The sequence below is a fragment of the Polyangium sorediatum genome (assembly GCF_029946465.1).
In the GTDB taxonomy this organism is placed as follows: domain Bacteria; phylum Myxococcota_A; class Polyangia; order Polyangiales; family Polyangiaceae; genus Polyangium; species Polyangium fumosum.
In genome coordinates this window covers 31,928-47,811 of the sequence record NZ_JARZHI010000079.1, presented here as the reverse complement: position 1 = coordinate 47,811, position 15,884 = coordinate 31,928, and the positions used below count along the sequence as shown (strand labels likewise).

The window sequence follows — 15,884 nt, the reverse complement described above, 5'->3', positions numbered from 1 at the left end:
CGGCGGCGGGCGCAGGCGCGGATGCAGGCGGCGCGGACGCGGCGGCAGGCGGAGCGGACGCGGCGGCAGGCGGCGCGGACGGCGCGGCGGCGCCTGAAGGCGAGGCGGCGGCGGATGCGGCTGCGGAGGCAGCGGCTCCGGACGCGAAGGCAGCGGTTCCGGACGCGAAGGCAGCGGCTCCGGATGCGAAGGCAGCGGCTCCGGATGCGAAGGCAGCGGCTCCGGACGCGAAGGCAGCGGTTCCGGATGCGAAGGCAGCGGTTCCGGACGCGAAGGCAGCGGTTCCGGACGCGAAGGCAGCGGTTCCGGACGCGAAGGCAGCGGTTCCGGGCGCCCCTGCGGCGGCTCCGGACGCGAAGGCAGCGGTGCCGGGCGCCCCTGCGGCGGTTCCGGGCGCCCCTGCGGCGGTTCCGGGCGCCCCTGCGGGAGTTCCGGACGCGAAGGCAGCGGTTCCGGGCGCCCCTGCGGCGGTTCCAGGCGCCCCTGCGGGAGTTCCGGGCGCCCCTGCGGCGGTTCCAGGCGCCCCTGCGGGAGTTCCGGGCGCCCCTGCGGCGGTTCCAGGCGCCCCTGCGGCGGTTCCAGGCGCCCCTGCGGGAGTTCCGGGCGCCCCTGCGGCGGTTCTGGGCGCCCCTGCGGCGGTTCCAGGCGCCCCTGCGGGAGTTCCGGGCGCCCCTGCGGCGGTTCCGGGCGCCCCTGCGGGAGTTCCGGGCGCCCCTGCGGCGGTTCCGGGCGCGGACGCGGCCGCCGCCGCAGCGCCGAAGCCCGGTGAAAAGCCTGCCATCCCGGGCGGCGCGGCCGTGCCCGCGGCCCCGAAGGCCGGCGACAAACCTGCGATTCCTGCCGCCGATGGCGCGGCCGCCGCAGCGCCGAAGTTCGGCGACAAACCCGCCGTGCCCGCGGGCGCCGCGCCTCCTGCTGCACCCGCTGCGCCCGGCGTCCCCGGTGCACCCGCAGCCCCCGCGGCCTCCGGTGCTCCCGCCGTTCCCGGTGCCCCCGCAGCGCCGAAGGCCGGCGACAAACCCGTCGTGCCCGCGGGAGCCGCTGCACCCGCCGCGCCTGCTGCGCCCGGCGTCCCCGCGGCCCCTGCTGCCAAGCCCGCGGCGCCCGGGGTCCCCGTCGGCGCCAAACCCGCGCCTGCTGCACCCGGCGCCCCCGTGGTCCCTGCCGGCGCCAAACCCACGCCCGGCGCCCCCGTGCCTCCGTCCGCGCCCGCATCTCCCGGCGCGCCCGTATCTCCCGGCGCCAAGCCCGCCACGCCCGCCGCGCCCGGCACCAAATGGCCCGGCAGCGGCAAACCGAATGCCTAAGAGCGTCGAACAGTTCTAGCTCCGCGCGTCAGAAATCCATTCCGGGATGGCGAGGCGGGGTCGGGCCGCGGGCGCCCCGCGCGTACGGGTAAAAACGGTAGCTATGCGCGCGCGAAGTACGTGCCGTGCTCGAGGTCGGCGAGCAGGCCCGCCTGCTCGGGCTTCCAGCCGAACCGCTCCTGCGTGAGCGCGCTCGACGCAGGGGTGTCGAGCGCGAAGAACGCGCCGAGCCAGCCGAAGTGGGGTGCGGGGACCGACTCGACAGGCAGGCCGAGCTTGCGACCGATCACGTCGGCGATGTCGCGGGTCGGGATACCCTCGTCGCCGACCGCGTGGAGCCGCGCGCCGGCCGGCGCCTTCTCGAGCGCGAGGACGAACAGCCGCGCGGCGTCGATCCGATGCACCGCGGGCCACCTGTTTTCGCCCTCTCCGACGTACCCCGAGCGCCCGGTCTTGCGCGCGATCTCGATCAGCATCGGGACGAACCCGTGGTCGCCATCCCCGTGAACCGACGGCGGCAGCCGCAGCGAGGAGACGCGCACGCCGCGGCTCGCGAACGAGAAGGCGAGCCGCTCGGAGGCGGTCCGCAGGCCGCCGGTCGACGCGTCGGGCGTCTCGTCCTCGGTGGCGACGTGGCCCCGCGTGAAGCGCGCGAGGCCGGAGGCGATGACGAGCGGGCGATCGGAACCGACGAGCGCGCTGCCGAGCGCCTCGATCGCGCCGCGGTCCTTCTCGCAGTTTCCGGCGTAGTCGTTGAAGTCGTCATGAGAGAACGCGCAGTGGATCACCCCGTCGCAGGCGGCGGCGCCGCGGCGCAGGCCATCGAGATCCGTGAGCGAGCCGCGGTGCACGTCGACGCCAGCGGCGGCGAGCCTCTCGGCGGACGCATCCGAGCGCGCGAGACCGAGCACGCGGTGGCCGGCGCGGACGAGCTCGGGGACGATGGCGGAGCCGATGAAGCCGCTGGCTCCCGTGAGGAAGACACGCATAGGGAACCTCCTTGGTTCGCGATCCACGATGGCACCGCCGCGGCGCTCGCGAAATACACGGCCGTCTCCCGTTCTTGCCCGATCGTCTACGCGGGGGCTAGGCTTCCACCGTGATCCCCGGGCGCGACACGTTGAAGGACCTCATCACTTGGTGGTGCCCCAGCGACGGCGTGCACGCCTCGCCCGTGCCCGGAATTTCTTGCATCAAAGTCTCGCGCCCGCAGCAACGCGCGAAGCGGCACTGGCGCGCGTCGTTCTGCATCGCCGTGCAGGGCACGAAGGAGATCCTGCTCGAGGGGCAGGTCTATCGCGAGCGCGAACCGCACTACATCGTCAGCCCGATCGACCTGCCCGTGACGAGCCGGGTCGCGGGGGTGTCGTCGGCGCGGCCGCTCTTGGGCCTGAAGATGGACTTCGATGCGGTCGCGCTGCGCGAGGTCGCGGCGCAGCTCGACCGCGCGCGGCCGGACGACGTCGAGCACACGGGGCGCGCGATCTTCATCGGCAAGGCGAGCGACCGCATGCTCGACGCCGCGAGCCGGCTGGGCGCGCTGTTCGCGACGCCCGACGATGCGACCGTGCTCGCGCCGCTCGTGAGGAAGGAGCTGATCTTTCACCTGCTGAAAGGCCCCGACGGCCCGGCGATTCGTCAGCTCGTGCGCGCGGGCAGCCAGGCGCACCGCATCGCCGAGGCGGTCCATCACCTGCAGGCATCGCTCGCCGAGGACGTCGATATCGCCTCGCTCGCGCGCACCGCAGGGATGAGCCGGGCGGTGTTCTTCAAGCGGTTCAAGGAGGCCACCGCGATGAGCCCGCTGCAGTACCAGAAGCGCCTGCGCCTGCTGGAGGCGCGCCGCCTGATGGTCGAAGAGGGCGCGGGCGCCGAGGTCTCGGCGTTCCGCGTCGGCTACACGAGCGCCTCGCAGTTCAGCCGCGAGTATTCGCGCATGTTCGGCGACGCGCCGCTACGCGACACCCGCGCGCTGAAGCAGACGGCCGCGGTCGTCCACGATATGTAGTCCGACCGCGTCTCGCCGCGACGCCCGGATGCCGCGATCACGGAACCTGAACCGTGACCTGCCCGGGGAACGAGATCTGAATCACGCCGCCCCACATGCACATCAGCTTCGAGCTGTTGTTCAGCGCGGGCATGTTCGCCAGGAGCACCGTGGGGGCACCAACGATCCACGGCGCCGGCGTGTTCGGAATGCACGGCATCGGCGTGAGCACGCCCATCGCCGCCGCCGTCGCCGCGGCCACCATCGGGTTCGCCAGGCTTTGACACATCCCGAACGGCAGCACGTTCAGCATCGGCTTGCCATCCATGATGTTTGCCAGCGGTCCCGCGCTGTTCAGCGTGCGGTTCGCGGGCAGCACCGTGAGCGTGCTCGGCGCCACGCCGAAGCTACATTGCATCATCCCGCCCATGCATACGTGCTGGCCCATCGTCAGCCTCCCGCGAGCTTGTTCACGATCTTGTCGAAGAAGGACGTCTCCTTCTCCTCCTTCGACTTCGGAATGCCCTTGTCGTCGTACTCGGTTTCGCCGCGCTTCTCGCCGTCCTTGTACGTCGCCTTCGCCTTCAGCTTGCCTTGCACGTCGTAGCTGAACGACTCGCCCTGCTTCTTGCCGTTGTCGTACGTGGCGCGCTCGCGGACCTCGCCGTTCGGGAAGTACTCGATCACTTCCCCGTGCAGTTTGTCCGCCTTGTAGTTCGCTTTTCGCAGCGTGTTGCCCTTGCTGTCGAAGAACAAGGACTCGCCTTCGAGCTTGCCGTTCTTGTAGAACGAGCGCACGACCTCGTTGCCCTGCTCGTCGAACGACAGGAACGGGCCGTTCTGCTTGCCCTTCTCGAAATGCATGAGCGTCCGCAGCCGGCCCTCGTCGTAAAGACGCGTCGGCCCGTGCTGCTCGCCCTTCACGAACGTGACGATCTGCGAGATCTTGCCGTGCTCGTCGAAGAGCTTCGTCTCGCCGTGCAGCACGCCGTTCTCGAAGGACGAACGCTCGACCTCGCGCCCCTCCGGGTCGTACGAGATCGAGAGCCCGTGCAGCTTGCCGTTCGCGTAATTCGCCCGGTGCGCGATCTGCTTTTCGGTCTCCCCGTACTGGACGAACTCGCCGTGCAGCACGCCCTCTTCCATCTGGAACCGGGAGATCAGCTTGCCGTTTTCGTCGCGCTCTTCGTGGTCGGTCGGCATCGGGCCCTCGCTCAGTTGATCTTCACCATGCCGCCCTTCAACGTCAGCATGCCGCCGCCCTCCACCGCCGCCTGCGCGCCGCCCTTCGCCTTCAGCGCGATCGCGCCCTCGAGCGTCATGTTCGTCCCGCCCTTGGCCTTGAAATCGGTGCCGGCCTTCAGCGTCATCCCCGTCCCGGACTCGGCCTTGAAGTCCGTGCCCGCCTTCATCGTGAACGCCTGCTTGGCCTTGATCGTGACGCTCTTCGCCTCGATCACGAGGTCGCCGTCGACCTTGATCGTGTAGTTCTTCGTCACCTTGTAATCGAGGTTCGCCTTGTTCGTGTGCGCCTCGTCCTTGGTGATCTCCAGCGTGCGTTTGCCCTTCACGCTGTGCGTCTCGTCGCCCTTGTCGACCTTGATCGTGCGGTTGCCCTTGGTGACCGTGAGCGACTCGTTGCCCTCTTCGATCGTCACCTTCCGCTCGTTCTTGACGTTCTTCGTGTAATCGTGGAGGACCTTGACCGTCCAGTCGTTCTCCACCTCGAAGAGCATGTCCTTCTGGGCGTGCGCGTAGAACTCCTCGCTGTCCTTCTTGTCCTCGAAGCGCAATTCGTTCCCCGCGTCGCCTTCCTTCGTCGAGCGGCTCAGGATCGTGCTCTTCGTCTGCGCGCCCGGCAGCCCATAAGGCACCGTCTGCTCCGCGTTGTACACCGAGCCCGTCACGAGCGGCCGGTCCGGATCGCCGTCGATGAAGCTCACGACGACCTCTTGCCCCATGCGCGGCAAGAACCACGCGCCCCAGCTCTTGCCCGCCCAGGGCTGCGCGACGCGCACGAAACACGAGCTCTTGTCGTCCTTCGCGCCCTTGCGATCCCAGTGGAACTGGACCTTGATGCGCCCGTATTCGTCCGTCCACTGCTCCTCGCCGCTCTTGCCCACGACGACAGCCGTCTGCGTGCCGGGGATCGCGGGCTTCGGCGTGATGCGCGGCGGGCGGTACGGCGTCTTCTTCGGGAAGCCCTCGAAGGTATTCGTGTACCCCTCTTGGCTCGCCCGATGCACGACGCCGCCGAGGACCCAGTCGGTGTTCGCGTCGTCCCGATCGTGTTCGTCGAGCTTGAAGGCGTGGCCCGCGGTGAAGGCGCGACAATTGGACGAGCCGGACAAACGCACGGCCCGCGCCTCCTCCGCCTCGATGCGGAGCTTCGCGCGCGCGTCGCCCGGGCTCTTCTCGATGTGCCCGCCCGGGTACTCGAAGAGCTCGAGTTTGCCCGATTCGCCCGAGACCTCCGCGAGCAGCGACGTGCTCGGCATCTCGAAGTTGTAATCCGTCGACGCGTACTTCCCCGCGACGATCTCCTCTTCGAGCGTGCACTCGACGACCGCGTCCTCGTCCGTCGACGAGGAGAACTGCTCGACGAACCGCGCCTTGTCGAGGTTCGGACACGGCACGGCCGACGCGCTGTCGTCCGAGAGCACCATCACGTGCTTGCCGTCCTCGTGCGTGAAATAATAGTGGATCCCCTCGTCCTCCATGAGACGCGACACGAAATCGAGCGCGGTCTCCTGGTACTGCACGCAGTAGGGGCGCGGCGTGTACGAGCCCTTCAGCGAATCCTTGAAGTGCTCGCCCGACGAGAAGCCGAGCTCCTGGAAGAGCGCCTTCAGGATGTCGGGGACGCTCTTCTCCTGGAAGATGCGGCAATCGCTGGTCTTGCCGAGGAGCCACAACCACGGGTGCAGCTCCGCGCGGTAACGCGTCTGCTTGCCGACGCGACCTGCCTGGACGAACCGCGTGCAGATCCCGTGGATGAAGCGCGGCTTCTCCTTCGCCATGCCCCGGATCGTCAAGGTCACGCCCTTGCCGACGATGGCCTTGAAGTCGAGCGCTTTTTCTGGCGACACGAGCTCGAGCTCGAAGCGGAAGAGCCCCGAGATCCGCTCTTCACCGTGCAGATCGACGAGCAGAACCGCGTCCGCGCCGAAAGGCGTCGAGATGGCGATGCCGAGGCTGCCCTGCGGATAAGGCATGGATCTCGGAAAGAGCGTACCGGGCTTCTCGGGCTTTCGGCAAGAGGCTTGATCTCCGGCGCGCGCTCATCGAAGATCACCCGACCGTGGTGCGCTTCTGGGGAGAGACCAGCCGATGACGTTCTTCCGAACGGGCATGGGGCTCTTCCAGCTCGGCCGCCCCAGGCTCCCGAGCCGCGACGAGGCCGCAGAGACCCTCGCGCAAATCGCCGAAAAGCCGGGCGGCGCGCGGTATCTGCGAGGCGTGCTCGCCGACGACGTCCCCAAGACCCTCGTCGAGGCGATGCCCGACGACGAGGTCTTGGTTTCGCTCACCGAGCGCATCACGACCGGGCGCATCACGTTCGTGCTCTTGCGCCCGCGCGACATCCGCGCGCCGGGCTTCTTCGTCGAGGGCGACGCGACGGGCGCCGTGATGGGCCCGGAAAACAAGGCCGGCGATCTGCGCCCCGCGCCCGAGGTCCCGCCCGAGTATCCGGTGCTCGCGCGCGTCGAGAGCGATCAGGTCATCGAATCCACGGCGAAGCTCGTCGCGGATCTCGCGGCGCTGCTCTTCGGCAGGTTCGCCCGGGAGAAACGCGAATCGACGATCGCACGCACGTACGTGCTCGTCGCGGGCGAGGAGGGCACGCGGATCCAGGGCGCGCGCAGCACGGTCGATATCGCGCTCGACACGGCGCGGTGGCCCGGCGGCGGCCTCGGTCGGCCGAAGCCCTCGGTGCCGGTCGAATACAAGAGCGCCGCGAAGAGCACCGGCGAGAGCGCGCGCTTCGCGATCGATAAGCTCTCCGCCTCGCTCGGCCCGGCGTCGCCCCCGACGTCGAGCCGCCCCGCGCCCGCGGTGCCGGACGCCTTCGTCAACGTCGCGAGCGGCACCGCGCAGACGACGAAGGGCGCTGTCGACTCGCTCGGCAAGAGCTTCGCCGACCTCTTCCGCCCAACGCCCTTCGTGCGTCCGCGTAACGCGAGTCCTGTCGAATGAGCGCCGAGACGACAGGCTTCGGGAACGTCTTGCTGGGCCGCCCGCGGCGTCTCGATCGGCACGGCATCCTCGCGTTCTTGCGGAACGTCGCGCTCGATCGTCGCGGCATGCTGGAGCTGCGACGTTTGCTCGCCGAGGAGCTGCATCGCTCCTCGATTCATCACCTCCGCGACGAGGTCGTGATCGAGCAGCTCGCGGAGCGATACCTGCGCGGCTCGCTCTCGCTCGTGCTCGTGCGCCCGCACGACGTCGAGCTCGAAGGCTTCATGGTGGAGGGCGCGGACGCGACGCCCCTCACGGGACCGAAAAACGAGGCCGGTGATCTGCGCCCCGCGCCCGAGGTGCCGCCCGAGTATCCGGTGCTCGCGCGTGTCGAGTCCGATCAGGTGATCGACTCCACGCTGAAGCTCATCGCGAAGCTCACCGATCTGCTCTTCGGCTCGTTTGGCCTGCAAAAACGCCCCTCGACGCTCGCGAAGGAGCTCGTGCTCCTCGCGGCCGACGAGGCGCGCGGCGTGAAGACGGCGAACACGAAGGTCGATCTCGACCTGACGCTTCAGCTTCATCCCCAAGGCGGCGCCATCGTCCCCGATCCGCAGGTCAAGGACGCGTACGTCGCGGCCGCGGCCGAGATCGCGGCCGGGCCGCATCCGGCGGCGAAGGGGATCATCGATCTGATCTTCCCGCTCGCGCGCGTCGACACCTCGCGCAGGTTCGACAATCCCGTCGGGGCAGGGCCGGTCAAGAGCGACGAGGCGGGCGCCGCAGGGACGTTTGTCGAGATCGAACTCGTCGACGACGGCGATCCGCCGAAGCCGTATGCCAACACGCGCTACCGGATCGAGCTCAAGGGCGGCAAGGTCGTCGAAGGGACGCTCGACGAGAACGGCAAGGCGCGCGTCGAGGGCATTCCGGAGGGCAGCGGCAGGCTCTCCTTCCCGGACATCGACGGGCGGCTCTGGGGAGACACCGTCCCGGGGAGCGCGGGGGCGAGCGCGTCGTCTGCGGCGAGCGAGAGCGAGGACGAGACGTCGTTCGTCGAGATCGAGCTCGTCGACGACGCCGATCCGCCGAACCCGGTGCCCGGCGCGCGGTATCGCCTGGAGCTCGCGGACGGCAAGGTGATCGAGGGGACGCTCGACGACAAGGGCAAGGCGCGCGTCGAGGGCGTCGCGCCGGGCAGCGGGACGATCACGTTCCCGGATGTCGACGGGGGCGCGTGGGGCCCGGGCTGATCGGTTTTTCGAGAGGGTGAATCCATGGAGTACGGCGAGCGCTTCCTCCGAGAAGGCATGAAAGGCCCGGACGTACGGGAGCTGCAAATTCGGCTCGCGGGCTTCTCCGGCAAGCTCCCCGACGGCGATTTCGGCCCGGGTACGAAGAAATCGGTCGAGCAGTTCCAGAAGGACTACATGAAGATCCCGCCCACGGGCGAGGTCGACAAGGCCACGTACGAGTCGATCGACGGCTTCATGGCCAAGTACCCGATCGATTTCGCCGCGCTGAAATGCGTCTGCGGCAAGTGCGGCGGGTTCGGCAAGGGGCGGTACAACAAGGAGTACAACAACACCCCCAAAGTGGAGATGTACCACAAGTATGAGTATCCCGGCATTCACCGGGTCCTGCTCTTCACGGTACGGGCGCTCCGCTTTTATTCGCCGTATGCCCTCAAGGTGAACAGTTGCTACCGGTGCTGGCACGACAACGAGCAGCACAATCGGAAGAGCACGAACCACATGGGCAAGGCGATCGACCTCGACACGGACGGCGCCAAGGAGACCGACGCCAAGCGTGCCAACGAGGTCCGGAAGGTCGCCGTCGACAAATGCAACTGCACGGACGGCTGGGTGGCCGGCAAGAAGGGGCTCGAGCCGGCGAGCATCGCGCCGACCTGGGTGCACATGGATGTGCGCGAGCTCGGCTCCGATTACATGGGCCCCGAGTACTTCGTCCAGGACGAGGCCGCGCTCAACAACAAGAAGCCCATCACGGCCAAGGGCTTCGAGGAGGCGCCGGCTGACAAGCCGGCCACGCCCAAGCCGACCGAGCCGTCGAAGACCACGACGAGCACGCAGACCACGGGGCAGTTCGCCGGCTTCGGCGAGAAGCTGAAATGGGTCAAGCCGAAGCGCGCCGTCAGCAAGATTTACCTGCATTGCTCCGCGTCCGACAACGCGAACCACGACAATGTCGAGACGATGGACACGTGGCACAAGGAGCGCGGCTGGCCGGGCATCGGCTACCACCTGTTCATCAAGAAGGACGGCACCGTCCTCCACGGCAGGAACCTCGAATACATCCCCACGGCGCAAGCGGATCACAACACGGGCTCGATCGCGATCTGCCTGCACGGGCTCGCCAAGGACAAGTTCACCGAGGCGCAATACAAGGCCGTGCGGGGCCTCGCCCGCACCTTGCACGACGCCTACGACGGCAAGGTGACGTTCCACGGGCATTGCGAGGTGTCGACGAAGTCCTGCCCGGTCTTCGATTACAAGAAGGTCCTCGAGCTCGACGCCGGCAAGCTCGGCAAGGACGTCAAGGGCGACTCGAAGGGCCCGACGGGCGAGACGACGCCGTCAAATCCGACGACCACACCGACGACGCCGACGACGCCGACGACGAACCCGTCGACGAACCCGTCGACGAATCCGACCCCCAGCACGGGGGGTGGCGGGACGCAGGCGGCCGTCGATTACAAGAACCTCACGCTGTATGCCGACGTGAGGAACCGGCTGCAAAGCTCGGAGGCCAAGGACGGCAACCTCCGCTATCGCGACGTGGTCATCAGCGGCGCCGAGACCAAGGTCCGCGAGCTCTTTCGCGACGTGCTCGCGCCGTACGCGAAAAAGACCCTGCGCGATTTTCCGAACCAGGACGACCGGCTCAAGATCATCGCCCGAGTCGTCGAGGCGCACGAGGGCTTCGTCGACCACATGTACGTCGACTCCCGTGGTCTGCTCACGGTCGGCATCGGCACGATGATCGACGCCGAGAATGCGGCGATGATCGACGAGCTGCCCCTCACGCTTGGCGGCAAGGCCGCGACCTCGGCCCAGCGGCAGACCGACAAGAAGGCGTGCAAGGCCGTCTACGATCAGAATTCGAGCTCGCCGCCCCTCTTCACGGCCTATACCGGCGTCACGAAGTGCCGCCTCTCGCACGAGGCGAGCCGCGCGCAGTGCCAGAAGATGCTCAAGGCATTCGAGGATGCCTTGCTGAAATTTCCGAACAACGCCGCGCAGCTCAAGGCCAAGAAGGACGACCTCCCGTTCTTCGCCTGGGTCTGCATGGTCGATATGTGCTACGGCCTCAGCACCCGCCGCTTCACCGAGGAATGGCCGAGCTGCCTCAAGGCGATCGCCAACGGCAACTGGCAAGAGGCTGCAAAGCAGAGCTGGACGAAGGGCGTCAGTGCCGTCACGCAGGCGCTCCGCCACCATTTGCTAAGGGACGCGGCGCTCGCCCGCGCGGGCACGGGCACCGTGGAGGTCGTCGATACGGGCGGCGGCGCGCCGACGAACATCGAACAACCTTCGGAGACGTACGTCCCGCTCCTCGGCGACGTGGTCCTGCCCGTCGACCTCGGCGACGGCATCCAGGTGACCGAGGCCTCCCTCGCGAAGGCCTTCAAGCACACCGAAAAGGACCACGCGGGCGGTTATTTCCCGCTCGGCGTCAATACGGTCTGGCACGGCGGCGTGCATTTCCACGTCGACAAGCAAGCCCCGGTGCGCGCGATCGCCGACGGCGAGATCGTCGCCGCCCGCCTCGCGCCAAAGGGGGCCGACGCGATCAAGGCCTACGGCAGCCGCAATTTCATCCTCGTTCGCCACGCCCTGCTCGGCCGCGCGCTCGAGACGCTCGCGAACAAGGGCGACGTCTTCGACGACAACAAGCTGTATCCGTTCTTCACGCTCTACATGCACCTCGATCCGCAGCCGCTCGAAAAGGGCAATGCCAAGCTCGCGGATGTGCGGTGGCTCCGGGCGGCGGGCGCCGGCGGGAAGTCCATTTCAGGTTCGGTCGGCGAGGGCGCGACGAACCGCACGGCCGACGTGAAGGCCGTGCAAGAGCTTCTCATTGCGCACGGGGCCGATCTCGGCTCCGCGGGCGCCGATGGGGTTTGCGGCAGCAAGACCAAGGCCGCCATCGCCGCCTTCCAGGAGCCACTCGTCAAGCAAAAGATCCTCAGCGCGGCGGACGGCCGCGTCGACGTCGGAGGCAATACCTGGAAGCAATTGAACCAGGGGCCCGGCGCGCCGGCCGGGGGCGATTTTGATGCGGCCCTCGTCAAGAAGCTCGCGGCCGGCGAGTTCGCCGAGGTTCGCCGCCCGGTCCGGGCCGGTGAGGTGCTCTGGGTGGCCGGCGAGCAGGGCAACGTGGCGAATCGTGCCCCTGTCGTGCATGTCGAGATCTTCTCGGAGGCGAACCTCTTCCCGCATTTCTCGGCCGTCGAGGACAAGGACGAGGATTTCACCATCGATTGCAAGCCGCTCATCGACATGGTCGACCAGGACCTCATGGGCGACAAGGCGGACCTGACCGCGGCCGAGCTCGCGGGCTTTTATCGCTCCGACAAGGCGCAGAAGGTCCGCAAGTTCGCGTGCAAGTTCACGACGGAGTGGGGCGCGAACCTCGACAAGGCGCTCGAACGGCTCGAAGGCCGCTTCGATACCTGGGGCCTCCGGGACGCGCTCGAACCTTATACCTGGTACACCGACGCGGAGATCAGCCGGCTGAAATTGCCGCCGAAGCTCTCGTGGCATTACAACCCCGTCGCCTTCGTCCAGGAGCTCGCCCACGCGGGCGTGAAGACCTCGCCCGTCGACGGCCAACCGCCGCCGATCCTCGAAGGCGAAGGCGCCGTCACGGGCACGGTCCCCTTCTTCTGCCAGGCCGACGACAAGTGGGCCGCAATCAAGCTGAACGACAAGGTCGGTTCGCAATCAATCAAGCAGGCGGGCTGCGCGATTTCGTCCATCGCCATGGTGCTCGCCTACTTCGGCCGCGACGTGAACCCGAAGCACCTCGACGCCTTCCTCGACGCGAAAGGCGGCTACGACGAAAACAATTGCGTCTACTGGGGCACCGCGTTCGCCTATCGTCCCTGGAAACAAGGCGATCCGAGCGGCGATGACGCATGGTCCTCCAAGGCGACCACGGGCCCTGCCATTCGCAACGTCCTGAACTCGGTCCGGCTGAACGGTGACAAACCCGGCGGCGGCAAGTACACCGAGGCCGACCTCAAGGTCGCCCTCGACGCGCAGATCGCGCGCGGCGTCCCCACGGTCATCCAGGTGCGCTCGGCGCATTATGTGGTCGTCTTCGGCCGCAACGAGCAAGGCGGCTACGTGATCAACGACCCGGGCAAGAGCAAGGGCCAGGGCGTCGTGCTCACGGACAAGATCACGCAGATCATCCAGTACGACGTCGACGGCCCGATCAAGCCCCTCACGCAAAACCTCCCGGACTACGAGCCGTGGACGACGAAGGCGCTGCTCGCGGAGCTCGGCAAGGCGAAGAGCCCGGCGCGCGAGGCCATCCTGGAGGTCCTCTGCAATCGCAGCGCGAACGTCCATTTCCAGGTGATCGAGAGCCAGGAATGGGACGGCGACGAGATCTACGTGGAGATGTCGAGCGGGAAGGGCACGAGCATCAGCTCCACCGTGTCGCTGGAGGACGGCGAGTCGGGCACCGTCGAGGTCCCGCTCGCGGGTGTCTTGCCCTTCGACGGGCCCCTCACGGTCAAGGTGTACGAGAACGACCCGGGCCTCGACGACCTCATCACCACGTTCACCTGGAAGCCGCCGTATGACCGCCTCTTCGTCGACGGCAAGGGCGACGGCGCGCATTACCACATCACGTGCATGTTCGAGGCGTCGGCCGAGACGCCGCCCAAGGCGCCCGATTACAAGGGCATGAAGTCCACGCAGATCGCCGCCGTGCTCAACGACCCGAAGCAGGCCGCGAATCACTGGGCGGCCCGAGAGGAGCTCGCCAAGCGCGAGGTCGTGGTGAAGGTGCACGTCGTCGACACGGAGGACACGTTCGGCGCCGATCACGTCTTCGTCGAGCTCGCGTCAAATGGAAGGAAGACGCTCACGAAGCCGGTCCCGCTCGAAGACGGGCAGGAGCACACGTTCAAGATCCCGCTCCGTGATCTCATGCCCTTCTCGGGCACGGTCCTCTTGCGGATCTACGACGAGGACACGATCGACGACGACCTCATCATCGAGGACGCCTGGATGCCGCCGTATGCCCCGCTCGTGATCGGCAAATCGCAGCGCTTGGCCTCGCAGAAGGCGAGCTCGGCGGAGTACTGGGTGACGATGCACTTCGCCGACGCGCCCCCGGCAAACCAGAGCACGTCGAGCAGCAGCAGCAGCGCGAGCAGCAGCAGCTCGTCGTCGTCGTCGTCATCGTCGTCCTCGTCCGGAGGCGGCGGCAGCACGAGCGTGAAGGGGCTCGGGCCGCCGTACACGTCCACCGTGAAGGACGGCGTGGAGTACCTCTCGCCGAACTTCACGCACCCCGAGTTCATCCGTTCCTACAAGGCGACGCAGCTCAAGATCGACAACTCGATGACGGCGGAGCACAAGACCGCCGCGATCCACCTCTGCCGCGACATCCTGGAGCCCATCCGCGCGCACTTCGGCAAATCGATCGGCGTCGGCAGCGGCTACCGCAGCAAGGCGCTCAACGACAAGACGAACGGCGCGTCGGCCACGAGCCAGCACATGAAGGGCGAGGCGGCCGACTTCGGGGTCAAGGCGACTGCGAACATCGACGTCTACAACTGGATCGCCTTCGAGTCGGGCCTCGATTTCGACCAGCTCATTTACGAGCACGGCCCCGACGGCTGGCTCCACATCAGCTACACGGACCCAGCGAAGACCGGCAAGCCGAATCGAAACCAGATCGTCATCGCCACGGACGTGCACATCACGCCGAAGAAGCGGCCGGAGGACCTCGCGTACGGACCGAAATTCAAGAACGGCAGCTATGCGACGGCAACGACGTACACCCATCACGAGCGGTGCCGATGCCCGACGTGCAAGAAGGCGAATCCTGCGGGCGGAGGCTCGACCACCCCGTCGGGCAGCTTCGGCGTGACGAAGGTGGAGGGACCCGCGAAGCTTGACGCGTGCTGCGGGGATGTTGTCTTCAAGGTCACGGGGTTCCGGGGGAACCCGACGGAAGACGACAAACTGCGCCTCCGCTGGCGCGTCTCGACGGACAAGGGGCATGTCCTGTGGGATGCCCTCGAACCGGTCATCGTTTCCGCCCAGGGGAACGGAAAGTCGCCGCCCTCCCCGGCGGACGTGACGTTGCCCTTCACGGAGCTCGTGGAGCGTTCGACGCTTCAGGATTTGCCAATCGGCACGAAGCTCACGATTCATGCGTTCTTCACCGACCCGAAGACCGACGGCGCGAGCATCACCGTGACGCTGGAGCAGGGGCCCGACGACGGGATCTGCGCGTTCATCGGGCTCGTCCGGAGGGCGGAGGCGCTCGCGGCCGATTGGGACGGCGAGGATACGCTGAACGCTCTTCGCAGGCTCTCGGCGACGGACACCATGCTGTTCCGGTACTTCTACGGCACGGTCATGGCCGGAAAGTGGGCCGACTGGACGGATGGCAACGTGATCTCCGACCAAGCGGTCTCGGACGCCATCCGGCGGCGAGCCATCCACGGCCACGACAACGCAGGGAACGAGCTCGGCGTGGTCAAGGATTGTCGCGGCCAAGCGCTGGCGTTGGGGCACGTCTTCTCGGGGATGTCGGCGGGGCCGCACCGTGACGAGTCCGTGACCATGGCGCACGGCGTCGACAACCTCTACGCCGTCACGATCTCAGGCGACCTCGGACAGTCGGCGATCCAGTACTACCATTACCAGAAGACCAAGCGTGGAGAGGCGACCACGCGTCTGCTCGGCGGGCACGCCACGGACACCGAGGCGACCGACGCGGAGCTCGTGGGCGACATCGACGGGTTCCTGCTGGGGCTCGCGTATCCGTCCTTCGAGGACACGAACGTGAGCGAGGTGCTCACGAAATACTATTGCGATCCCGTCTTCATGACGGAGGGGGTGCCCCACGTGCACTTCCGCAAGCGGTATTCGACGTTCAACGAGATGGTCGACTGGGACAAGCTGCCGGACCAGGTCGACCGCTTCATGCGCGCCTACGGCGGGTTCCGCGGCCTCATGCCGCATGAGCCCGTCCCCCCGGATCGTTACGGGGGATCCGAGGCGTGGGATCGATACAGGAAGGCCGAGGCAGACTACCAGGGCCAGCTCGCCGAGATCACGGAGCTGTCGAAGAAGATCGTGGCCGAGTTCAAGTGCTGGCTCGAAGATCGGATCGCGGCGGAAGGCAAGAAGTAAAAG

The 15,884-nt window shown here is 67.6% G+C and carries 9 protein-coding genes; 5 read left to right on the top strand and 4 right to left on the bottom strand.

Features of this window, described 5'->3' with window-relative positions; genetic code table 11:
• The first annotated feature begins 797 nt into the window (after positions 1–797).
• On the top strand, positions 798–1,307 hold the full coding sequence (locus QHF89_RS43130; RefSeq protein ID WP_284721688.1) for a hypothetical protein: 510 nt from the start codon (positions 798–800) through the stop codon (positions 1,305–1,307).
• A 101-nt stretch (positions 1,308–1,408) separates the two neighbouring features.
• Here the strand turns inward: QHF89_RS43130 and QHF89_RS43125 are convergent, their stop codons facing one another.
• Positions 1,409–2,296, bottom strand: coding sequence for an SDR family oxidoreductase (locus QHF89_RS43125; RefSeq protein ID WP_136972569.1), 888 nt, complete (start codon positions 2,294–2,296; stop codon positions 1,409–1,411).
• Between the two features lie 110 nt (positions 2,297–2,406).
• Here QHF89_RS43125 and QHF89_RS43120 point away from each other — a divergent pair, with 110 nt between their 5' ends.
• Positions 2,407–3,315 (top strand): AraC family transcriptional regulator, encoded by a 909-nt coding sequence (locus QHF89_RS43120; protein WP_136972570.1) that lies wholly within the window; start codon positions 2,407–2,409, stop codon positions 3,313–3,315.
• A 37-nt stretch (positions 3,316–3,352) separates the two neighbouring features.
• Here the strand turns inward: QHF89_RS43120 and QHF89_RS43115 are convergent, their stop codons facing one another.
• The 3 genes from QHF89_RS43115 to QHF89_RS43105 are packed head-to-tail and all read right to left on the bottom strand — an operon-like array spanning position 3,353 to position 6,509.
• The gene (locus tag QHF89_RS43115) at positions 3,353–3,742 is read right to left on the bottom strand and encodes a DUF4280 domain-containing protein (protein ID WP_136935506.1); all 390 of its coding nucleotides are present in this window, start codon (positions 3,740–3,742) and stop codon (positions 3,353–3,355) included.
• 2 nt (positions 3,743–3,744) lie between these two features.
• Positions 3,745–4,497: a toxin-antitoxin system YwqK family antitoxin gene (locus tag QHF89_RS43110; protein ID WP_136972571.1), complete on the bottom strand. Its 753-nt coding sequence runs from the start codon at positions 4,495–4,497 to the stop codon at positions 3,745–3,747.
• An 11-nt stretch (positions 4,498–4,508) separates the two neighbouring features.
• Positions 4,509–6,509, bottom strand: coding sequence for a type VI secretion system Vgr family protein (locus tag QHF89_RS43105; protein ID WP_136972572.1), 2,001 nt, complete (start codon positions 6,507–6,509; stop codon positions 4,509–4,511).
• Between the two features lie 115 nt (positions 6,510–6,624).
• Here QHF89_RS43105 and QHF89_RS43100 point away from each other — a divergent pair, with 115 nt between their 5' ends.
• From QHF89_RS43100 to QHF89_RS43090, 3 genes are read left to right on the top strand one after another with little or no spacing between them, the layout of a single operon-like run.
• A complete protein-coding gene (locus QHF89_RS43100) occupies positions 6,625–7,491 on the top strand; it encodes a hypothetical protein (RefSeq protein WP_136972573.1) in 867 nt (288 codons plus the stop codon).
• Positions 7,488–8,726 (top strand): MSCRAMM family protein, encoded by a 1,239-nt coding sequence (locus tag QHF89_RS43095; RefSeq protein WP_136972574.1) that lies wholly within the window; start codon positions 7,488–7,490, stop codon positions 8,724–8,726. Before QHF89_RS43100 ends, QHF89_RS43095 begins: the two co-directional genes overlap by 4 nt.
• A 24-nt stretch (positions 8,727–8,750) precedes the next feature.
• Positions 8,751–15,881 (top strand): peptidoglycan-binding protein, encoded by a 7,131-nt coding sequence (locus QHF89_RS43090; protein ID WP_284721687.1) that lies wholly within the window; start codon positions 8,751–8,753, stop codon positions 15,879–15,881.
• Positions 15,882–15,884 lie beyond the last annotated feature (3 nt).